The 16,542-nt window shown below is 70.1% G+C and carries 14 protein-coding genes; 1 reads left to right on the top strand and 13 read right to left on the bottom strand.

Going from position 1 to position 16,542, the window contains the following annotated elements:
* The 13 genes from BN1701_RS04720 to BN1701_RS04660 form a co-directional block, all read right to left on the bottom strand.
* The gene (locus BN1701_RS04720) at positions 1–405 is read right to left on the bottom strand and encodes an SgcJ/EcaC family oxidoreductase (protein ID WP_054045842.1); all 405 of its coding nucleotides are present in this window, start codon (positions 403–405) and stop codon (positions 1–3) included.
* Positions 406–438: 33 nt separating this feature from the next.
* Positions 439–2,442: an EAL domain-containing protein gene (locus BN1701_RS04715; RefSeq protein ID WP_054045840.1), complete on the bottom strand. Its 2,004-nt coding sequence runs from the start codon at positions 2,440–2,442 to the stop codon at positions 439–441.
* 167 nt (positions 2,443–2,609) lie between these two features.
* On the bottom strand, positions 2,610–3,431 hold the full coding sequence (locus tag BN1701_RS04710) for an SAM-dependent methyltransferase (RefSeq protein WP_054045838.1): 822 nt from the start codon (positions 3,429–3,431) through the stop codon (positions 2,610–2,612).
* A gap of 87 nt (positions 3,432–3,518) precedes the next feature.
* Positions 3,519–4,394 (bottom strand): alpha/beta hydrolase, encoded by an 876-nt coding sequence (locus BN1701_RS04705; RefSeq protein WP_054045836.1) that lies wholly within the window; start codon positions 4,392–4,394, stop codon positions 3,519–3,521.
* 220 nt (positions 4,395–4,614) lie between these two features.
* Positions 4,615–6,819, bottom strand: a complete 2,205-nt coding sequence (locus BN1701_RS04700; protein WP_054045833.1) for a molybdopterin cofactor-binding domain-containing protein — start codon at positions 6,817–6,819, stop codon at positions 4,615–4,617.
* Positions 6,816–8,180: an 8-oxoguanine deaminase gene (locus BN1701_RS04695; protein WP_054045831.1), complete on the bottom strand. Its 1,365-nt coding sequence runs from the start codon at positions 8,178–8,180 to the stop codon at positions 6,816–6,818. Before BN1701_RS04695 ends, BN1701_RS04700 begins: the two co-directional genes overlap by 4 nt.
* Complete coding sequence (locus tag BN1701_RS04690; protein ID WP_054045829.1) at positions 8,177–8,650, bottom strand: (2Fe-2S)-binding protein; 474 nt, start codon at positions 8,648–8,650, stop codon at positions 8,177–8,179. The genes BN1701_RS04695 and BN1701_RS04690 overlap by 4 nt, the downstream gene beginning before the upstream one ends.
* Positions 8,651–8,655: 5 nt before the next feature.
* A complete protein-coding gene (locus tag BN1701_RS04685) occupies positions 8,656–9,513 on the bottom strand; it encodes a xanthine dehydrogenase family protein subunit M (RefSeq protein WP_054045827.1) in 858 nt (285 codons plus the stop codon).
* Positions 9,514–9,515: 2 nt separating this feature from the next.
* On the bottom strand, positions 9,516–10,370 hold the full coding sequence (pucL, locus tag BN1701_RS04680) for a factor-independent urate hydroxylase (protein WP_054045825.1): 855 nt from the start codon (positions 10,368–10,370) through the stop codon (positions 9,516–9,518).
* Positions 10,370–10,684, bottom strand: a complete 315-nt coding sequence (gene uraH, locus BN1701_RS04675) for a hydroxyisourate hydrolase (RefSeq protein ID WP_054045823.1) — start codon at positions 10,682–10,684, stop codon at positions 10,370–10,372. The genes pucL and uraH overlap by 1 nt, the downstream gene beginning before the upstream one ends.
* The gene (gene uraD / locus BN1701_RS04670) at positions 10,681–11,178 is read right to left on the bottom strand and encodes a 2-oxo-4-hydroxy-4-carboxy-5-ureidoimidazoline decarboxylase (protein WP_197672042.1); all 498 of its coding nucleotides are present in this window, start codon (positions 11,176–11,178) and stop codon (positions 10,681–10,683) included. Before uraD ends, uraH begins: the two co-directional genes overlap by 4 nt.
* 612 nt (positions 11,179–11,790) lie before the next feature.
* Positions 11,791–13,956 (bottom strand): 3-hydroxyacyl-CoA dehydrogenase NAD-binding domain-containing protein, encoded by a 2,166-nt coding sequence (locus tag BN1701_RS04665; RefSeq protein WP_054045821.1) that lies wholly within the window; start codon positions 13,954–13,956, stop codon positions 11,791–11,793.
* A gap of 19 nt (positions 13,957–13,975) precedes the next feature.
* On the bottom strand, positions 13,976–15,190 hold the full coding sequence (locus tag BN1701_RS04660; RefSeq protein ID WP_054045819.1) for an acetyl-CoA C-acetyltransferase: 1,215 nt from the start codon (positions 15,188–15,190) through the stop codon (positions 13,976–13,978).
* A 132-nt stretch (positions 15,191–15,322) separates the two neighbouring features.
* On the opposite strand from BN1701_RS04660, the gene BN1701_RS04655 reads away from it, so the two are divergent.
* Positions 15,323–16,537: a TetR/AcrR family transcriptional regulator gene (locus tag BN1701_RS04655; RefSeq protein ID WP_231949481.1), complete on the top strand. Its 1,215-nt coding sequence runs from the start codon at positions 15,323–15,325 to the stop codon at positions 16,535–16,537.
* Positions 16,538–16,542: the final 5 nt, after the last annotated feature.

Genomic DNA, 16,542 nt, shown 5'->3' with positions numbered 1-16,542 from the left:
TCAGGGGTCGACGACCTCGGTGTTCTGGCAGGCGGCCAGTCGCCACCGGCCGTCCTCCTCGGTCATGACGTAGAGCGGGCTGCCCGCTGAGCCGACCTGTCGGCCGTCGGCGTCCAGATACCGCTGCCGCACCTTCACCGCGGCGACGTCGGGGCGCAGGAACAACACGTGCTCCACCTCGTAGCTCGGCAGCAGCTCCGTCATCGCGCCGGGCAGGACCTTTCGGGTGAACGCGGCGATCTCGTCGCGGCCGATGAGGCGTTTGCCGTGGCCGGTGGTCCAGATCGCGTCGGGTCGGAACAGGCCGACGAACTCTTCGACCAGTTCATTGCGCTGCGCGTGCTGCACGGCCGCGACCACCCGCTCGATCGCCGCGAGCCGGGTGTCCTCAGTTGTCGTCTCCACACGAACACCGTGGCACCTCGACTTAACTGAAGGTCAAGCCAGCAGGTTCGCCAGCGAGTCCGGACGGCCGAAGTGGGTGCCGACCGCCAGGTCCGCGCCCGCCGCGGCCCACCATTCGGCCTGAGCCGCGGTGTCGACCGAGCCGACCAGCACGGTTCGGCCCGCCGAGCGGACCATCGGGATCAGGTCCACCAGCGACCGCACGAACAGCGACTTCGGGTCCGGCGCCACACCGACGCGGGCGACGACGCTCTCGGCCAGCCGGACCCCGTGCACCGGGTAGTCCTCGACCGCTGCCAGATCCCCGCGGGCCGCGCCGAAGTCGGTGAGCACGAGTTGGATGCCCAGGTCGATCAGGACGTCCAGGTTGTCCTCGGCCTGGCTGTCGGCCAGCGCGGCGATCGGGAAGCCCAAGGTGACCCCCTCCGGGGTCAGCGCGCGGCGGACGGTGCGCACCAGGTCCGGGTCGGCCGACAGCTCCGATGACAGGTCGACGTACAACCGCGGCGCCTTGGGCCAGTCCGTCAGCCGCTCGGCCGCGGCGCCGAGGGCCCACTGGTCGACGTGGACGCCGAGGCCGGAGTCGGCCAAGATCTCGCGGCAGCACGAATGGGTGAACTTCCCGTGCACCGGGCTGTCCCACCGCAGCAGCGCCTGGACGGCCACCAGTTCGCCCGAGCACAGGTCCACGACGGGCTGGTAGTCGACTTCCAGCTCCCCGTTCTCCCACGCGCCCGGGATGGCCGCGGCGAGGCGGGACTGGGCGCGCAGCGGGTCGTCGACCGTGGCGTCGACCAGGCCCCACTGCCTGCGGCCCTGCCCCCTGAGTCGCCGCAGGGTGGTCTCGGTGGCGCGCAGGACGTCGGCCGGGTCGGTCGACGCGGGCGCGGGATACACCGCGACGGTCGCCGTGCTCGCGATCCCCTGTCCGTCCACATAGGTCGCCTCGGCCAGCGAGTCGTTGACCTCCGCGGCCAGCGCGGCGACGTCGGGGATGCCGCGCACGACGAAGGCGAACTCGTCCCCGGCCAGCCTGGCCAGGATCGCGTCGGCGCCGATGATCGACTTCAGCCTGCTCGTGCTCACCTGCAGCAGCCGGTCGCCCGCGTCGCGGCCGAGGCCGGTGTTCACCCCGACCAGGTCGTCGAGTCCGATGTGGAACACCGTGACCTGGCCGCCCGCGAGCAGTTCCTCCAGCTTGCTCTCGAAGGACTGCCGGTTCGACAGGCCGGTGAGCAGGTCGTGGGTGGTCTGGAAGCTCAGCTTCTGCTCGATCAGGTGCAGGTCGGAGACGTCCTCGACCATCGTCACGTGGTGGTCGGCGATGCCGTCGCGGTCGCGCAGCAGGGTCACCGACACCCGCACCCACGCGATCTCACCGTCGGCGCGCAGGAACTTGGTGCGCTCGCGGACCGACTCGTATTCGGCGTCGACGAGTTCGACATAGCGGGATCGCAGGAACCGTGCCTCGTCGGGATGGAAGATGAGGTCGAGGCGTTTGCGGAACATCGTGCCCGGCTTGTAGCCGAGCATCTGTTCCATCGCCTCGTTGGCCCGCACCACGCCGCCGCCGAGATCGGTGATCAGCATCCCCAGCGCCGACGTGGCGAACACGTCCTGGAAGCGCGCCTCGCTGGCCTGCAGGTCGCGCTCGACGTTCTCCTTGGCCCGCACGAAGGCGCTGCGGATGTCCTCCTGGTCGGAGAACAGCCGGTCGCGGGTGCCCTCGGTGAACCCGGCGGCCATCGCGGCCAGGGTCGGCACCACCCGCTTGGCGGGCAGACCCTCCATTTCGGACAGACCGGGCCCGAGGACGTCGATGGACACGCGCAGGCAGTCGGCCCTGGTGAAGCCCGTCCGCACCAGTTCGCCACCGATGTCGACCGCGGCGGACTGGTCGGCTCCCGCGCGCAGGCAGGCCGACAGCCGGGCCACCAAGTCCCCGAGGCCGCGTTCGATGTCGTCGCGCGAGCGCGCCACATACACGACCCGGTTCAGCGCGGTGGCCCACCTCCTGGCCAGCTCAGCACGGTCCACGGGAACCGTCCGGTTGGCTGGTCATCGGGGGTGTCCTTGGGTCCGAATCAGCTGAGCCCGCGATGCGCTTGAGCGCAGTCAGTACCGACAACGCTGTCGGCACGAACACTGTGCACCCGATCGGGTACTTTCCGCCACTCGAAGCGCACTCTGCGCGGGTGTTCGGCTCAGTCGGTCGACGGCGCTCCCGGCTTGTGGGCGACACCCGCGTAGAGGTTCGAGCGCTCGGCGTCGGCCACGTCCTCCGGCCGCTCGGGCCGCCACTGCGGGGTGTAGACCAGGCCCGGCTCGACCAGGTCGAGCCCTTCGAGCATCCGAGTGATCTCCCCGTGCGTGCGCGGGAAGATCGGGTCCTGGCTGTTGCGGAACAGCTCGACCGCGCCCTTCATCCCCTCCGGTGCGTTGTCCCAGGTGAACGCGGACATCGCCAGGTAGCTGCCGGGCGCGATCACCTCGCGGTAGCGCGCGACGAGCGCCCACGGGTCGTCGGTGTCGGGGATGAACTGCACGACGCCGACCATGAGCAGGCCCAGCGGCTTGTCCAGGTCGAGCAGCGCGCGCGCCTGCGGAGACTGCAGGATCTTCTCCGGCTCACGCATGTCGGCCTGCAGCACCGCGGCGTTGTGGTTGCCGTCGAGCATCAGTTCGCTGTGCGCGACCGCGACCGGCTCGTAGTCGACGTAGAGGATCTTGGCCTCCGGGTCGACCGCCTGGGCCACCTCGTGGACGTTGCCGACCGTCGGGATGCCGGAGCCGAGGTCAAGGAACTGGGTGATCCCCTGTTCGAGCAGGAACAGCACGGCCCGGCGCAGGAACGCCCGGTTGAGCCGGGCCATGTCCCGCGCGGGGACCATGGTCACCAGCTTCTCGGCCAGCGCGCGGTCGCCGGCGAAGTTGTGGCCGCCGCCAAGCAGATAGTCGTATACCCGAGCCGCGCTGGGGAGTTCGGTGTTCACGCCTTCGGGAACCCAGCTCGCCGTGTCAGTCACGATTCAACCTCGGAATCGGGGGAATGGTCTGGGCCAGCCTACTGACAACCCCTATCGTCCATTCGGGTCAATCTCGCTAAATTGATCTTAACCCTGGGTGACCAGATGCTTGTGCAGGAACGTCGCGGTCGCGTCGACGGCCTGGGTCACGTACGGCTCTACGTCGTAGAGGTCGACGTGCTCGTTCGCGTCGAGCCAGACGATCTCCTTCTCCCCCGGGGTCCGCGCGTGCAGCCGCTCGGCCAGCACCGGCGAGCAGTACAGGTCGACTTTGCCGTGCACCACCAGCAGCGGGGTCGCGCCGAGCAGATCGGCGGCGCCGAGGGCGTCGAAGGTCATCAGCGAGTGCAGCGACCCGCGGGTGACCTCGTTGCGCCAGTGCTCGGCGGTCGAACGCTCGGTGCCGTAGTAGGAGTACGGCTCGTCGCCGGACATCGCGGCCTCGCCGTTGTCCGGCGCGACCGCCGGGATCACCTCGTCATAGGCGGCGAGGAACGACCCCAGCGCGCCACGGTAGTTGTCGATCCCCATGCCCTCGGCGAAGAACGCGGGGCTGTTGTAGGCCCCTGCGATGCCCGCGACCGCCTTGACCCGCGGATCCGTCGCGGCGGCCCGCACGACGTAGCCGCCGCCGAGGCAGACCCCGACCAGCCCGATCCGGTCGGCGTCGACGTCCGGCCGCGCGGCGAGCACGTCGACGGCCGCGCGCAGGTCGGCGAGCTTGCCCTGGCTGTCCTCGTGCCCCCGCCTGCCGCCGCTCTCACCGAAACCCCGATGGTCGATGGCGAACGTGGTAATCCCCGCCTCGGCGAGCCGGTCGCCGTACCGGCCGACGACTTGTTCCTTGACTCCGGTGAACGGCCCGCTCAGCGCGACCGCGCCGATGGGGTTGTCTGCGACTCGCAGCGTGCCGACCAACGGGACATCGGCCGAGTTGAACTCGATGCGTTCTGTGCTGATCATCTTGATCTCTCAGGTTGAGTGGGCTCGTTCGTGCTTCGAGTGCTGGGGGCGCTCCCTCGTTTTTCAGCGTCTTATCCGGAAACAGCGATGTCAATGGCGCCTGCGGCGTCGCTGCGCGATCAGCGGAGCTGACCATTGACATCGCTGTTTCCGGATAAGGGATTGCCAGGACGAGGGTGCAGGGGGAAATGCAGGGACCTGCGGTCCCTCTGGGGCGGGTTCAGGTGCCGGTGATGTGCTCCGGACGCACTGGGATCCTGGTCAGCGCCAGGCCGGTCGCCGCTCGGATCGCCGCGACGATGGCGGGGGTCGCGGAGATGGTCGGTGGTTCGCCGACGCCACGCAAGCCGTAAGGCGCGTGGGGGTCGGCCAGTTCGAGGACGTCGATCGGCATCGGGGGCATGTCGAGGATCGTGGGGATCAGGTAGTCGGTGAAGGACGGGTTGCGGACCTTGCCGTCCACCACCTGGATCTCCTCCATCACCGCCAGTCCCAGCCCCTGCGCCGACCCGCCTTGGATCTGGCCGAGCACGGCCTGCGGGTTCATCGCCTTCCCCACGTCTTGCGCGCACGCCAGTTCGACCACGCGCACCAGGCCGAGTTCGACGTCGACGTCCACCACGGCCCGATGGGCGGCGAAGGCGTACTGGACGTGTGCGGTGCCCTGCCCGTGCGAGTCGAGCGGCTGCGTCGGGCGGTGGCGCCACTCGACGGTGTGCTCGATGACGCGGTCGCCAAGGACACTGACGATGTCGCCGTGGCCGAGTTCGTCCAGGGACGCGCGCACGGCCTGGCAGGCGGCCTGGACCGCGCCGCCGGTGACGTAGCTCTGGCGGGAGGCCGAGCTGGATCCGGCGCTGCCGACGCTGGTGTCGGCGGGCAGCACGGTCACTTTCTCCACGCCCAGTTCGGTCCGCGCGATCTGAGCTTGGAGGGTCACCAGGCCTTGGCCGACCTCGGCGGCGGCGGTGTGCACCGAGACGACCGGCTCGCCCGCCACGACCTCCAGCCGAACCCGCGCGGTCGAGTAGTCGTCGAAACCCTCGGAGAAGCCGACGTTCTTGATCCCGATCCCATAGCCGACGCCGCGCACGACGCCTTCGCCGTGGGTCGTGTTCGACACGCCGCCGGGCATCTCGCGCAGGTCGTCGGCGGCGGGAGCGGGCATGGGCTTGGACCGGACGAGTTCGAGCAGTTCGGCGACCGGCGCGGCCGAGTCGATCACCTGGCCGGTCGGCATCGTCGAGCCCTCGCTGACGGCGTTGAGCACGCGCAGCGCGACCGGGTCCATTCCGACCGCCTCGGCCAGTTTGTCCATTTGGGACTCATAGGCGAAACATGCTTGCACCGCGCCGAATCCGCGCATGGCGCCGCAGGGCGGGTTGTTGGTGTAGACGCCGTAGCAGTCGATGTGGACGGACGGTACCTCGTAGGGCCCGACGCCCAGGGTGGCCGCGTTGGCGACCACGGCGGTGGTGCTCGACGCGTAGGCGCCGCCGTCGAACAGGACTCGGGCGCTGACGTAGAGCAGCCTGCCGTCCTCGGTGGCGCCATGCTCGTAGGTCAGCACCGCCGGGTGCCGGTGGACGTGCCCGAAGAACGACTCCTCGCGCCCGTAGACCATCTTCACCGGCTTGCCCGTGTGCAGTGCCAGCATCGACGCGTGGACCTGCATGGACAGGTCCTCGCGCGCGCCGAACGCGCCGCCGACGCCCGCCAGGGTGATCCGCACCTTCTCCGGGGGCAGCCCGAGCGACTCGGCGACCTGCGACTGGTCGACGTGCAGCCACTGGGTGGCCACGAACAGGTCGATCCCGCCGTCATCGGCGGGCACCGCGAGCCCGGACTCCGGGCCGAGGAAGGCCTGGTCCTGCATGCCGACGGTGTACTCGCCGGTGACCACGACCGGCGCGCGCAGGCCCTGTTCGCCGCGGCGGATCCGCACGTGCCGCACCACGTTGCCGGTCTCGTGCGCCGGGTGCAGGACCGCCGAGTCCGGCCGCAGCGCCGCGGCGGGGTCGGTGACCGGGTCGAGGACCTCGTACTCGACCTCGATGGCCGCGGCGGCGCGGCGGGCGGTCTCGGGGTGGTCGGCGGCCACGATCGCGACTGGTTCGCCCTGGTAGCGCACGACATCCTCGGCGAGGACCGGCTGGTCCGGGAATTCGAGGCCGAAGCGGTTGCGGCCCGGCACGTCGGCGTGGGTCAGCACCGCGTGCACACCGGGGATCCGCAGCGCGCCACCGACGCCGATCAGCTTGATCCGGGCGTACGGGTGCGGGCTGCGCAGCGTCGCGCCCCACAGCATCTCGTCGGCGAACAGGTCCGACGAGTAGGCGAACTCGCCCTTGACCTTCAGGCCGCCGTCGGGCCGGGTCGGGCTCTGGCCGACACCGCCGCGGGTCTCCACCGCCGAGCGCGTCATCGCAGCATCCCCGCCTTGCGCGCCAGCCGCTGACTCGCGACATTGAGATCGCGCGCGACGTCGGACTCGGTGACCAGGCACGACTCGTCGTCCTCGATCACCGCGTGCCCGCCCGCGAGCAGCAGCGCCAGCGGCGGCAGCGCCCCGAACACCAAGGCGGCCACGGGATCGGCGATGCCCGCGTGCTCGACGCCGGTCAGCCGCCAGACCGCGACGTCGGCGAGCTTGCCCGGCTCCAGCGAGCCCAATTCCTCTTGTCTGCCAAGGCATGCCGCGCCACCCATGGTCGCCAGCCACAGCGCGCGCCGGGCGTCGAGCGCGCCCGCGCCGTCACGCAGCCGGGCCAGATACATGGCCTGACGCAGTTCCCCGCCCAATCCACCGTCCTCATTGGACGCCGCGCCGTCCGCGCCGAGACCGACCGGAACACCCGCGGCCAGCATGTCGGCGACCCTGGCGATGCCCGCGCCGAGCCGCGAGTTCGACGTGGGGCAGTGCGCGATGCCGGTCCGGCTCGACCCGAGTGTGCGGATCGCGCCGTCGGACAGGTGCACGCCGTGGGCCAGCCACACGTCCGGGCCGATCCAGCCCAGCCGCTCGGCGTACTCGACCGGCGTGCACGCGTACTCGGCCAGGCACTGCTTCTCTTCCTCGACCGTCTCGGCGAGGTGGGTGTGCATCCGCACGCCCGCCGCCCGCGCCACCTCGGCCGCCCCGGACATCAGGTCCGCGCTGACCGAGAACGGCGAGCACGGCCCGACCGCGATCCGGATGAACGACCCGCGCGAGGCGTCGTGCCAGCGGGCGATCGCCTCGCCGGTGCCGTCGAGCGCGGCGGCGGTGTCCTCGACCAGCGAGTCCGGCGGCAGCCCGCCCGCGGAGGTGCCGCGGTCCATCGAGCCGCGTACCGCGTGCAGGCGGATGCCGACGGTCTGGGCCGCGTCGACGGTGGCGCCGAGCAGGTCGCCGACACCGCTCGGGAAGATGTAGTGGTGGTCGGCCGCGGTCGTGCATCCCGTGCGCGCCAAGCGAACCAGTCCCGCCGCGGCGGCCGCGCGGGTGATCTCCTCATCGAGCCCCGCCCACACCGGGTAGAGGCGCACCAGCCAGTCGAACAGGTCCGACTGCTGGGCCATGCCGCGCGTGGCCCACTGGTACAGATGGTGGTGGGTGTTGACGAACCCTGGGGTGACCAGGCAGCCGCGCCCGTCGACCCGGTGGTCGGCGGGCAGGTCGGCCGGGGCGGGTCCGGCGCCGACCGACTCGATCAGGCCGCCGTTGACGACCACGTATCCGTCGGTGTGTTCGGTGCCCGCGGCGTCGACGGTGGCTATCGCGGCGCCATCGATGACGGTCCTCACGAGGAACCCTCCATTCTGGACGCAGCCAGCCGCACCGCGTCGAGGATCTTCTCGTATCCGGTGCAGCGGCAGAGGTTCCCGGCAAGCGACTCGCGGATCTCCGCGTCGGTGGGCGACGGGACGCGCTGGATGAGGTCATGGGTGGCCACGATCAGGCCGGGCGTGCAGAAGCCGCACTGCACCGCGCCCGTTTCGACGTAGGCCTGCTGCACGGGGTCCAACTCATCCGCGCCCGCCAGCCCTTCGACGGTGCGCACGCGACGCCCGTGCGCCTGACCCGCCGCGACCAGGCACGCGCAGACCGCGACGTCGTCGAGGAAGACCGTGCACGAGCCGCACTCACCCTGCTCGCACGCGTTCTTCGAGCCGGGCAGGCCCAGCCGCTCCCGCAGCACGTACAGCAGGCTCTCGCCTTCCCACACGTCGTCGGCGTCGCGCTGCTCGCCGTTGACCTCCACACTCACCCGCATCGCTATCAGCTCCCCGCTTGATACTGCGTCCACGCCCACGCCAGCGTCCGCCGCCCCAACACGCCCAACGCGTGCCGCCGGTACGCCGCGGTGCCCCGCACGTCGTCGATCGGCCGCGCGGCCTGCCCGACCAGCTCGCCGAACCGGCGCAGCACGGTGTCGGACAGGGGGTCGCGCGAATCCCAGTCCGCCTCGTCGGCGAGATACTCCTCCGCGTCGGTCGCCCGCAGCGGGGTCGGCCCGGCCGAGCCGATCCCGGTGCCGACGGCCCGTCGCACGGGGTGCAGCGCCAGGCCGAACGAGCAGACCGCGATCACCATCGCGTTGCGGGTGCCGACCTTGGCGAACTGCTGCGGTCCCGTGGCGACCGGCACGCGCGCGGCGACGATCAGCTCGTCGTCGGCCAGGACGGACCGCTTGGGGCCGGTGAAGAACTCGGCGGCGGGAACGGTTCTGCTCCCCCGCTCGGAGGCCAGCTCGATCTCGGCGCCGCAGGCCAGCAGCGGCGGGTGCGCGTCGCCTGCGGGCGAGGCCGCGCCGAGGTTGCCGCCGACGGTGCCGCGGTTGCGGATCTGCGGCGACCCGACAGTGCGCGACGCCATCGCCAGACCCGGCAGCTCGTCACCCAGCTCGGCGATGATCCGCGCGTAGGAGACCCCCGCGCCCAACCGGATCACGTCGTCCTGTCGCTCCCAAATGGACAGTTCAGGGATGCCGGTGAGGTCGATGATGGCCTCGGGGCGGCGCTTGTCGAAGTTCAGCTCGACCATGACGTCGGTGCCACCCGCGATCGGCGCGGCGCCAGGGTGTTCGGCCTTGGCGCGCAACGCTTCGGCGAGGGTGGCCGGTCGGAGGAAGTCCACGGTCACCACCACGCCAGACCGGCGTCGGGGGCGTCGGAGCGGCGAACCGTGCCCTCAATCAGCCCATAGGGACGGTCCGCGGCGTAGAACACCTCGCCCGGGTTGTCCAGGCCGAAGGGGGCAAGGTCGACGAGGAAGTGGTGTTTGTTGGGCAGCGTCAGCTTGATCTCCGCCAGGGTGTCGTCGCCGTCGAGCACGCGTTCGCCCATGGCGTGCAAGGTCTGTTGCAGGGAAAGGCTGTGTGTGTCGGCGAAAGCTGTCAGCAGACGTTGTTTGGCGCCGTCGAACGACACCGCCCAGTCTTGGTCCGGACCGGCGTGGCGCCAGACGGCGGTGACCGCGGTGGCGAGGATGCGGTCGCTGGTCTCGGCGAGGGTGGTGTAGCGGTCGCGGGGGAAACCGTGGAACTCCGAGCCGGTGGTGTTGAGCACGACCAGGTCGGACACGCCGGACACCACCCAGGCCTGGTCGCCCTCGGCGGTCGCCGTGGCGGTCCGGGTGCCCGCGCCGCGGCTGAACGAGTGGGCGCCCATCCGGTCCCAGGTGTACTGCTCGATCCGCACGCGTGCGCGGGAGATGGTCGGCGCGGCGGTCACGAAGTGCCGCACCAGCCGCAGCGCGAAGGCCTCGATCTCCCCCACCCCGTCCCGTGCGAAGGCGTAGACGGTGTTCTTCTGCGTATCGGTGGGCAGCACACCGCTGTTGTCGCCGGTCAGATGGGTCGCGGCGAGGTCACCGGCCAGCGTCGTGGTGACGTTGAGGTCGGTGATGGCGTGCGTGTCGGTGTCCCGGTCGACCCGGACCAGCCTGCATTCGGCCTTCCCGTACTGGTTGGCGCCGAGCTCCAGACTCCCCATCAGCTCCCCCGGTAGGTCGAGTACCCGAATCCGCTGATCAACAGCGGGACATGGTGGTGGCCGTCGTCTCGCACCTGGAAGGTCACCACGACCTCCGGGTAGAACGCCGTCTGTCCGAAGTACCCCGCGGTGTCGAAGACCAATCGGTGTTCGCCTTCCTCGGCCGTCCACCCGGAGATCCGCCCGTCGGCGTCGGTGATCGCGCGGCCCATCTCCCGCCAGTCGCCGTCGCGGCGCACGTCGTGGCGAACCTCGACACCGGCGGCGGGTCGGCCGGTGCCGGTGTCGAGGATGTGGGTCGACAGCGTCGTCACCGGTCCCCCAGCTTGGCGAGTCTTATCGCCACGATCTTGCGCATTTCCGCACGGACCTCGACCCGCTCGGTGTCCTCGTTGTTGGCGAGCCTGCGGCGCGCGGCGGCGAGGATGGTCGGCGCGTCGAGGCCGGTGGCACAGATGAGGAAGACGTGGCCGAAGCGGTCCTCGTAGTCGATGTTGGCCTGTTTCAGCTCATCATCGGCCCCCTGGGCGGCGGCCTGCTCGGCCCGCGACCAGGTCGCTTCCTGACTCGGACCCGCCGCTCGCTCACCGATCCGAGGGTGGGCGTCGAGTGCCTCGCGCACGTCATCCCAGGCGAGTCGCTCGAAGATCTCGGTGGAGGTGGTGGTCAGGCTGTGGAGGTCCCGGTAGGGCCGGTTGTCCGCCATTTCCCCAGCCCAACGCCGCGACGCACAACAGGGAAGCAGCGTGGCGATGGCCCCCTCGGAGTCGGCGGCGTTGAGTCTGGACAGGAATGAGTCGCCGGGCACCAGCCAAGTAGACACCGGCCGGCTGTTCGCGGCCACTGACAACGGGGAATTCATGCAGTCGTCAGGTGGTCGCTGGAGGCCCCTACAGCGTTGGCTAGCTGCGGAAACTCGGTTGCGTCCGGCGGCAGAATCGGGGGATCGGAGGAATCATGGCGGGCCGCGATCTCTCCGGGCTGACGCTGGGCAGGCTTCCGGGGTGCTTGCCGGGCCTGCGGTGCTTCGTCGGGCGGGCTTAGCGGTGCTCGTCGCTGGCTGGCGGTGCTTCATCGGCCGGTGTGGTGGTGCTCGTCGGCCGGGCGGTGCTCGTCGGCCAGCTTGGCGGGAGGCGCCTGTTTGGGTGGTTCGCCTTGATTCGGGGACCCCGAAAATGGGCCTGTGCGGGTCAAAAGGCGAGCTCAAGGAACCTCACCCGCACCGCGCGTTTAGGCCCATTTACCCCGAATCAAGGCGAACCACCCAAACAGACCGTTCTGTTGGGCCCCTTGGGTTGGCGGAGGATCACCAACCCTCCCCACTCGCTTCCCCACTGTCCTTCCTCCCCCTCTCCCTTCCCTTGAAATGGGAGAAGGGCGGCCCCTGGTGGGACCGCCCTTCTCCTGCCTTGCTTGGTTCTTACTTGTAGATCTCGCCCTTTTCGGCCTTCTCCACCAGGGAGGCGGGCGGGGTGAACCGAGCGCCGTAGCGGTCGGCCAGCTCGCGGGACCTGGCCACGAAGCCTGCCAGGCCGCCCTCATACCCGTTGATGTACTGGATGACACCACCGGTCCAGGGTGGGAACCCGATGCCGAAGATCGACCCGATGTTGGCGTCCGGGATCGTACGCAGGACGCCCTCGTCGAAGCACTTCACGGTTTCCAGGGCCTCGGCGAACAGCATGCGTTCCTGCATGTCGCGCAGCGGCACGTCGACGCCTTCGACGGCGAAGGCGTCGGCCAAGCCTGCCCAGAGGCCGACTCGCTTGCCCTCGTCGTCGTATTCGTAGAAGCCCGCGCCCGAGGACCGGCCCTTGCGGTCGAACTCGTCGATCAGGCGGTCCAGCACGACCTCGGACGGGTGGGTATTCCAGGTGCCGCCCGCCGCCACGATGGCGGCCTTGGTCTCCTCGCGGATCTTGCGCGGAAGGGTGAAGGTCAGCTCGTCGAGCAGCTGCAGCGGCGCGGCCGGGTAGCCCGCCTGCAGGCCTGCCTGCTCGATCGAGGACGCCGCGACGCCCTCGCCGACCAGGGCCACGGCCTCGTTGATGAACGTTCCGATGACCCGGCTGGTGAAGAAGCCTCGGCTGTCGTTGACGACGATCGGGGTCTTCTTGATCTGCAGCGCGTAGTCAAACGCCTTGGCCAGGGCGACGTCGCTGGTCTTCTCGCCGACGACGATCTCCAGCAGCGGCATCTTGTCGACCGGGGAGAAGAAGTGCAGGCCGATGAAGTCCTCCTGCCGCTTCACCCCCTCCGACAGCAGCGTGATCGGCAGGGTCGACGTATTCGAGCCAAGGAGCGCGTCGGGGGCGACCAGGTCCTCGATCTCGCTGAAGACCTTCTTCTTGAGCTCGGGGCTCTCGAACACGGCCTCCACGACCAGGTCCACGCCCGCGACGTCGGCCGGGTCGGCGGTCGGCTTGATCCGGGCGAGGACCTCGTCGGCCTTCTCCTGGGTCAGCTTGCCCCTCGACACCGCCTTGGCCAGGATCTTCTCCGAGTACGCCTTGCCCTTCTCGGCCGACTCAAGGGTGACGTCCTTGAGCACGACATCGATCCCGGCCCGCGCGCTGGAGTAGGCGATACCGGCGCCCATCATTCCGGCGCCGAGGACGGCGACCTTCTTGGCCTGCCATTGCGGCTGGCCGTCGGGGCGGCTGTTGCCCTTGTTGATGGCCTGCAGGTCGAAGAAGAACGCCTTGGTCATGTTCTTCGAGACCTGGCCGATCACCAGCTCCACGAAGTACTGCGTCTCGATCTTGGTCGCCGTGTCGATGTCGACCTGGCAGCCCTCGATGACCGTGGCGAGGATGTTGCGCGGCGCGGGCATCGGGGCGCCCTTGAGCTGCTTGCGCAGGTTCGCCGGGAACGCGGGCAGGTTCGCCGCGAACGCCGGGTGCGACGGGGCGCCGCCGGGGATCTTGAAGCCCTTGACGTCCCACGGCTGCTGGGCGGCCGGGTTGGCCTTGATCCACGCCTTGGCCGCCGAGATCAGCTCCTCCGGCGTCGAGACGACCTCGTCGACCAGGCCGATCTCCTTGGCCTTGGCGGGCTTGTTGCGCTGGCCCTGCAGCAGCACGTTGAGCAGCGCGTTCTGGATGCCGATCAGGCGCGGTACGCGGACGGTGCCGCCGCCGCCGGGCAGCAGGCCGAGCGACACCTCGGGCAGGCCGATCTCGCTGCCCTTGACGTCGAGTGCGATGCGGCGGTGGGTGGCCAGGGCCAGCTCCAGGCCGCCGCCGAGCGCGGCGCCGTTGATGGCGGCCACGACCGGCTTGCCAAGGGTCTCAAGGCGACGGAAGTCGCGCTTCATGCCGTTGCACTGGTCGGTGATCGCCTGCGCGTCGGCCGGGCCCGCCTTCGCCATCAGCTTGAGGTCGCCGCCCGCGAAGAAGGTCTTCTTGGCCGAGGTCAGCACGACGCCGGCGATCGAGTCCTTTTCGGACTCAAGTCGGTCGACGGTGGCGGCGAGCGAGACGCGGAAGGTCTCGTTCATCGTGTTGGCCGACTGGCCAGGGTCGTCCATCGTCAGCGTGACGATGCCGTCCGCGTCCGACTCCCACTTGAACATGTTCTCAGTCATTTGAGTGATCTCTCCGGGATCAGACGCGCTCGATGATGGTCGCGACGCCCATGCCGCCGCCGATGCACAGGGTGATGAGCGCGCGCCGGGCACCGCGCCGCTCCAACTCGTCGACCATGGTGCCGGTGATCATCGCGCCGGTGGCGCCCAGCGGGTGGCCCATGGCGATCGAGCCGCCGTTGACGTTGATCTTCTCGTGCGGGATGTCGAGGTCCTTCATGAACTTCAGGACGACCGCCGCGAACGCCTCGTTCAGCTCCCACAGGTCGATGTCGTCCGGCGTCAGACCCGCCAGGGCCAGCGCCTTCTTCGCCGCCGGGGTGGGACCGGTGAGCATGATGGTCGGCTCGGCGCCGGTGACCGCGGCGGAGACGATCCGGGCGCGCGGGGTCAGGCCCGCGGCCTTGCCGGCGGCCTCGTTGCCGATGAGCACGAGCGAGGCGCCGTCGACGATGCCGGAGGAGTTCGCCGCGGTGTGCACGTGGTTGATCTTCTCGACCCAGTGGTACTTCTGCAGCGCCACCGCGTCGAAGCCGCCCATCTCGCCGATGCCCGCGAAGGACGGGCCGAGCTTGGCCAGGCCCTCCACAGTGGACTCGGGGCGCATGTGCTCGTCGTGGTCGAGGACGATCACGCCGTTGCGGTCGCGCACCGGCACTACCGACTTGGCGAAGTAGCCAGCCGACCAGGCCGCCGCCGCGCGCTTCTGCGACTCGACGGCGTAGGTGTCGACGTCCTCGCGGGAGAAGCCCTCGATGGTGGCGATGAGGTCGGCGCTGACGCCCTGCGGGACGAAGTACGAGTCGTAGTTCGTCTCCGGGTCGTTGAACCAGGCACCGCCGTCGGAGCCCATCGGCACCCGCGACATCGACTCGACGCCACCCGCGATCATCAGCTGGTTCCAGCCGGAGCGGACCTTCTCGGCCGCGGTGTTGACCGCCTCCAGGCCAGACGCGCAGAACCGGTCGAGCTGCACGCCTGCCACGGTGTCCGGCAGGCCCGCGGCGACCGCGGCGGTGCGGGCGATGACCGAGCCCTGGTCGCCGACCGGGGACACGACTCCGAGCACGATGTCGTCGATGGTGGTGGGGTCGAGGTCCGGGAAGCGGGCCCGCAGTTCGTCGATGAGGCCAACGACCAGCGAGATGGGCTTGACCCCGTGCAGCGAACCGTTCTGCTTGCCGCGGCCTCGCGGCGTTCGGATCGCCTCATAGATGAAGGCTTCGGTACTCACGCTCGTCCGGTCCTCTCGTGGCTGAGTTTGAGCTAATGCCCATTAACATAGTGCCGCTGATTCCCAGGTTGTCAACAGCAAGTCGCTCCGTTAGCTTGGTTAAGCGCGTCTCACGACCAGGAGGCTTGACCGTTGACCGCCGAACTGAGCCCACCGCGTGGCCGCAGGCCGCGCAACCGCAAGGCCCAACTGGCCGAGGCGGCGGCGGAGCTGTTCGGCAAGCGCGGCTACCACGCGGTCGGCGTCAACGACATCGCCGCCGCCGCGGGTATCACCGGCCCGGCCCTCTACCGGCACTTCCCGAACAAGCAGGCCCTGCTCGGCCACGTGCTGCTGACCGGCGTCGACGTGCTCATCGACCGCCTCGACACCGCCATCGCCGCGGCCCACGGCGACCCCGAGCGCTGCGTCGGGCCGCTGCTGCACGCCGCGGCCGAGGTGTCCATCGAACAGCGGGAGCTGACCGCGCTCTGGCGCTGGCAGGGCCGCCACCTGCACGCGGGCGACCAGCAGGAGATCCGCAGGCGGATGGGCGGTTCGCTGGCCCGCTACGTCACCGGCCTGCGCGGCCTGCGCCCCGAGCTGGACCGCGCCGACACCGAGCTGCTGACCTTCGCCGTGATGAGCGTCTACGGCAGCGTCGGCGACCACCACGTCAACTACGCCCGCGAGCCGTTCGAGCGGCTGCTGGCCCGACTGGCCGAGGCCGTGGTCCGCAGCGACGTCGTCCCGGCCGCCGAGGAGCCCGCCGCCGCGGCGTGGCGGTCACGCGCCCAGCCAGCGGCCAGCAGACGCGAGGAGCTGCTGTCCGCGGCGACCAGGCTGTTCCGCGAGCGCGGCTACCACGCGGTCAGCATGGAGGACATCGGCGCGGTCACCGGGATCGCGGGGCCGAGCATCTACAAGCACTTCGCCGCCAAGTCCGACATCCTGCTCGCCTCCTGCCGCCGGATGGCCGACCGGCTGCACCTGGGCCTGGAACACGCGCTGGCCGAGGCCACCGACCCGGTCGACGCCTTGCACCGGCTCACCCGGTCCTACGCCGACACCGTCCAGCGCTCCGACGACCTCATCTCCGTCTACACCAGTGAGCTGGTCAACCTGCCCGAGCGCGACGCCAAGGAGCTGCGCAGGCTCCAGCGGAGCTACGTGGCCGAGTGGGTGCGGCTGCTGCGGGAGACCGCGCCCGGCTCGACGGAGGCCGAGGCCAGGGTCGCCGTCCACGCGGCCCTGACCGTGATCAACGACTTGCCGCGGTCGCGCCGGTTCGCGGCCCGACCCACACTGACCGCCGAGACTGCCGAGATCGCGATGGCGATCCTCCGAGAGGCCGCACGACCGAGCTAGGGAGG

This window comes from Alloactinosynnema sp. L-07, from assembly GCF_900070365.1.
Lineage (GTDB): Bacteria > Actinomycetota > Actinomycetes > Mycobacteriales > Pseudonocardiaceae > Actinokineospora.
This window is presented reverse-complemented; position numbering and strand designations above follow the sequence as displayed.

Coding starts and splice junctions, on each gene's coding strand:
- BN1701_RS04705 (WP_054045836.1), bottom strand. CDS start 4,394: ATGATCAGCACAGAACGCATCGAGTTCAACTCGGCCGATGTCCCGTTG.
- BN1701_RS04700 (WP_054045833.1), bottom strand. CDS start 6,819: ATGACGCGCTCGGCGGTGGAGACCCGCGGCGGTGTCGGCCAGAGCCCG.
- BN1701_RS04690 (WP_054045829.1), bottom strand. CDS start 8,650: ATGCGGGTGAGTGTGGAGGTCAACGGCGAGCAGCGCGACGCCGACGAC.
- pucL (WP_054045825.1), bottom strand. CDS start 10,370: ATGGGGAGTCTGGAGCTCGGCGCCAACCAGTACGGGAAGGCCGAATGC.
- BN1701_RS04665 (WP_054045821.1), bottom strand. CDS start 13,956: ATGACTGAGAACATGTTCAAGTGGGAGTCGGACGCGGACGGCATCGTC.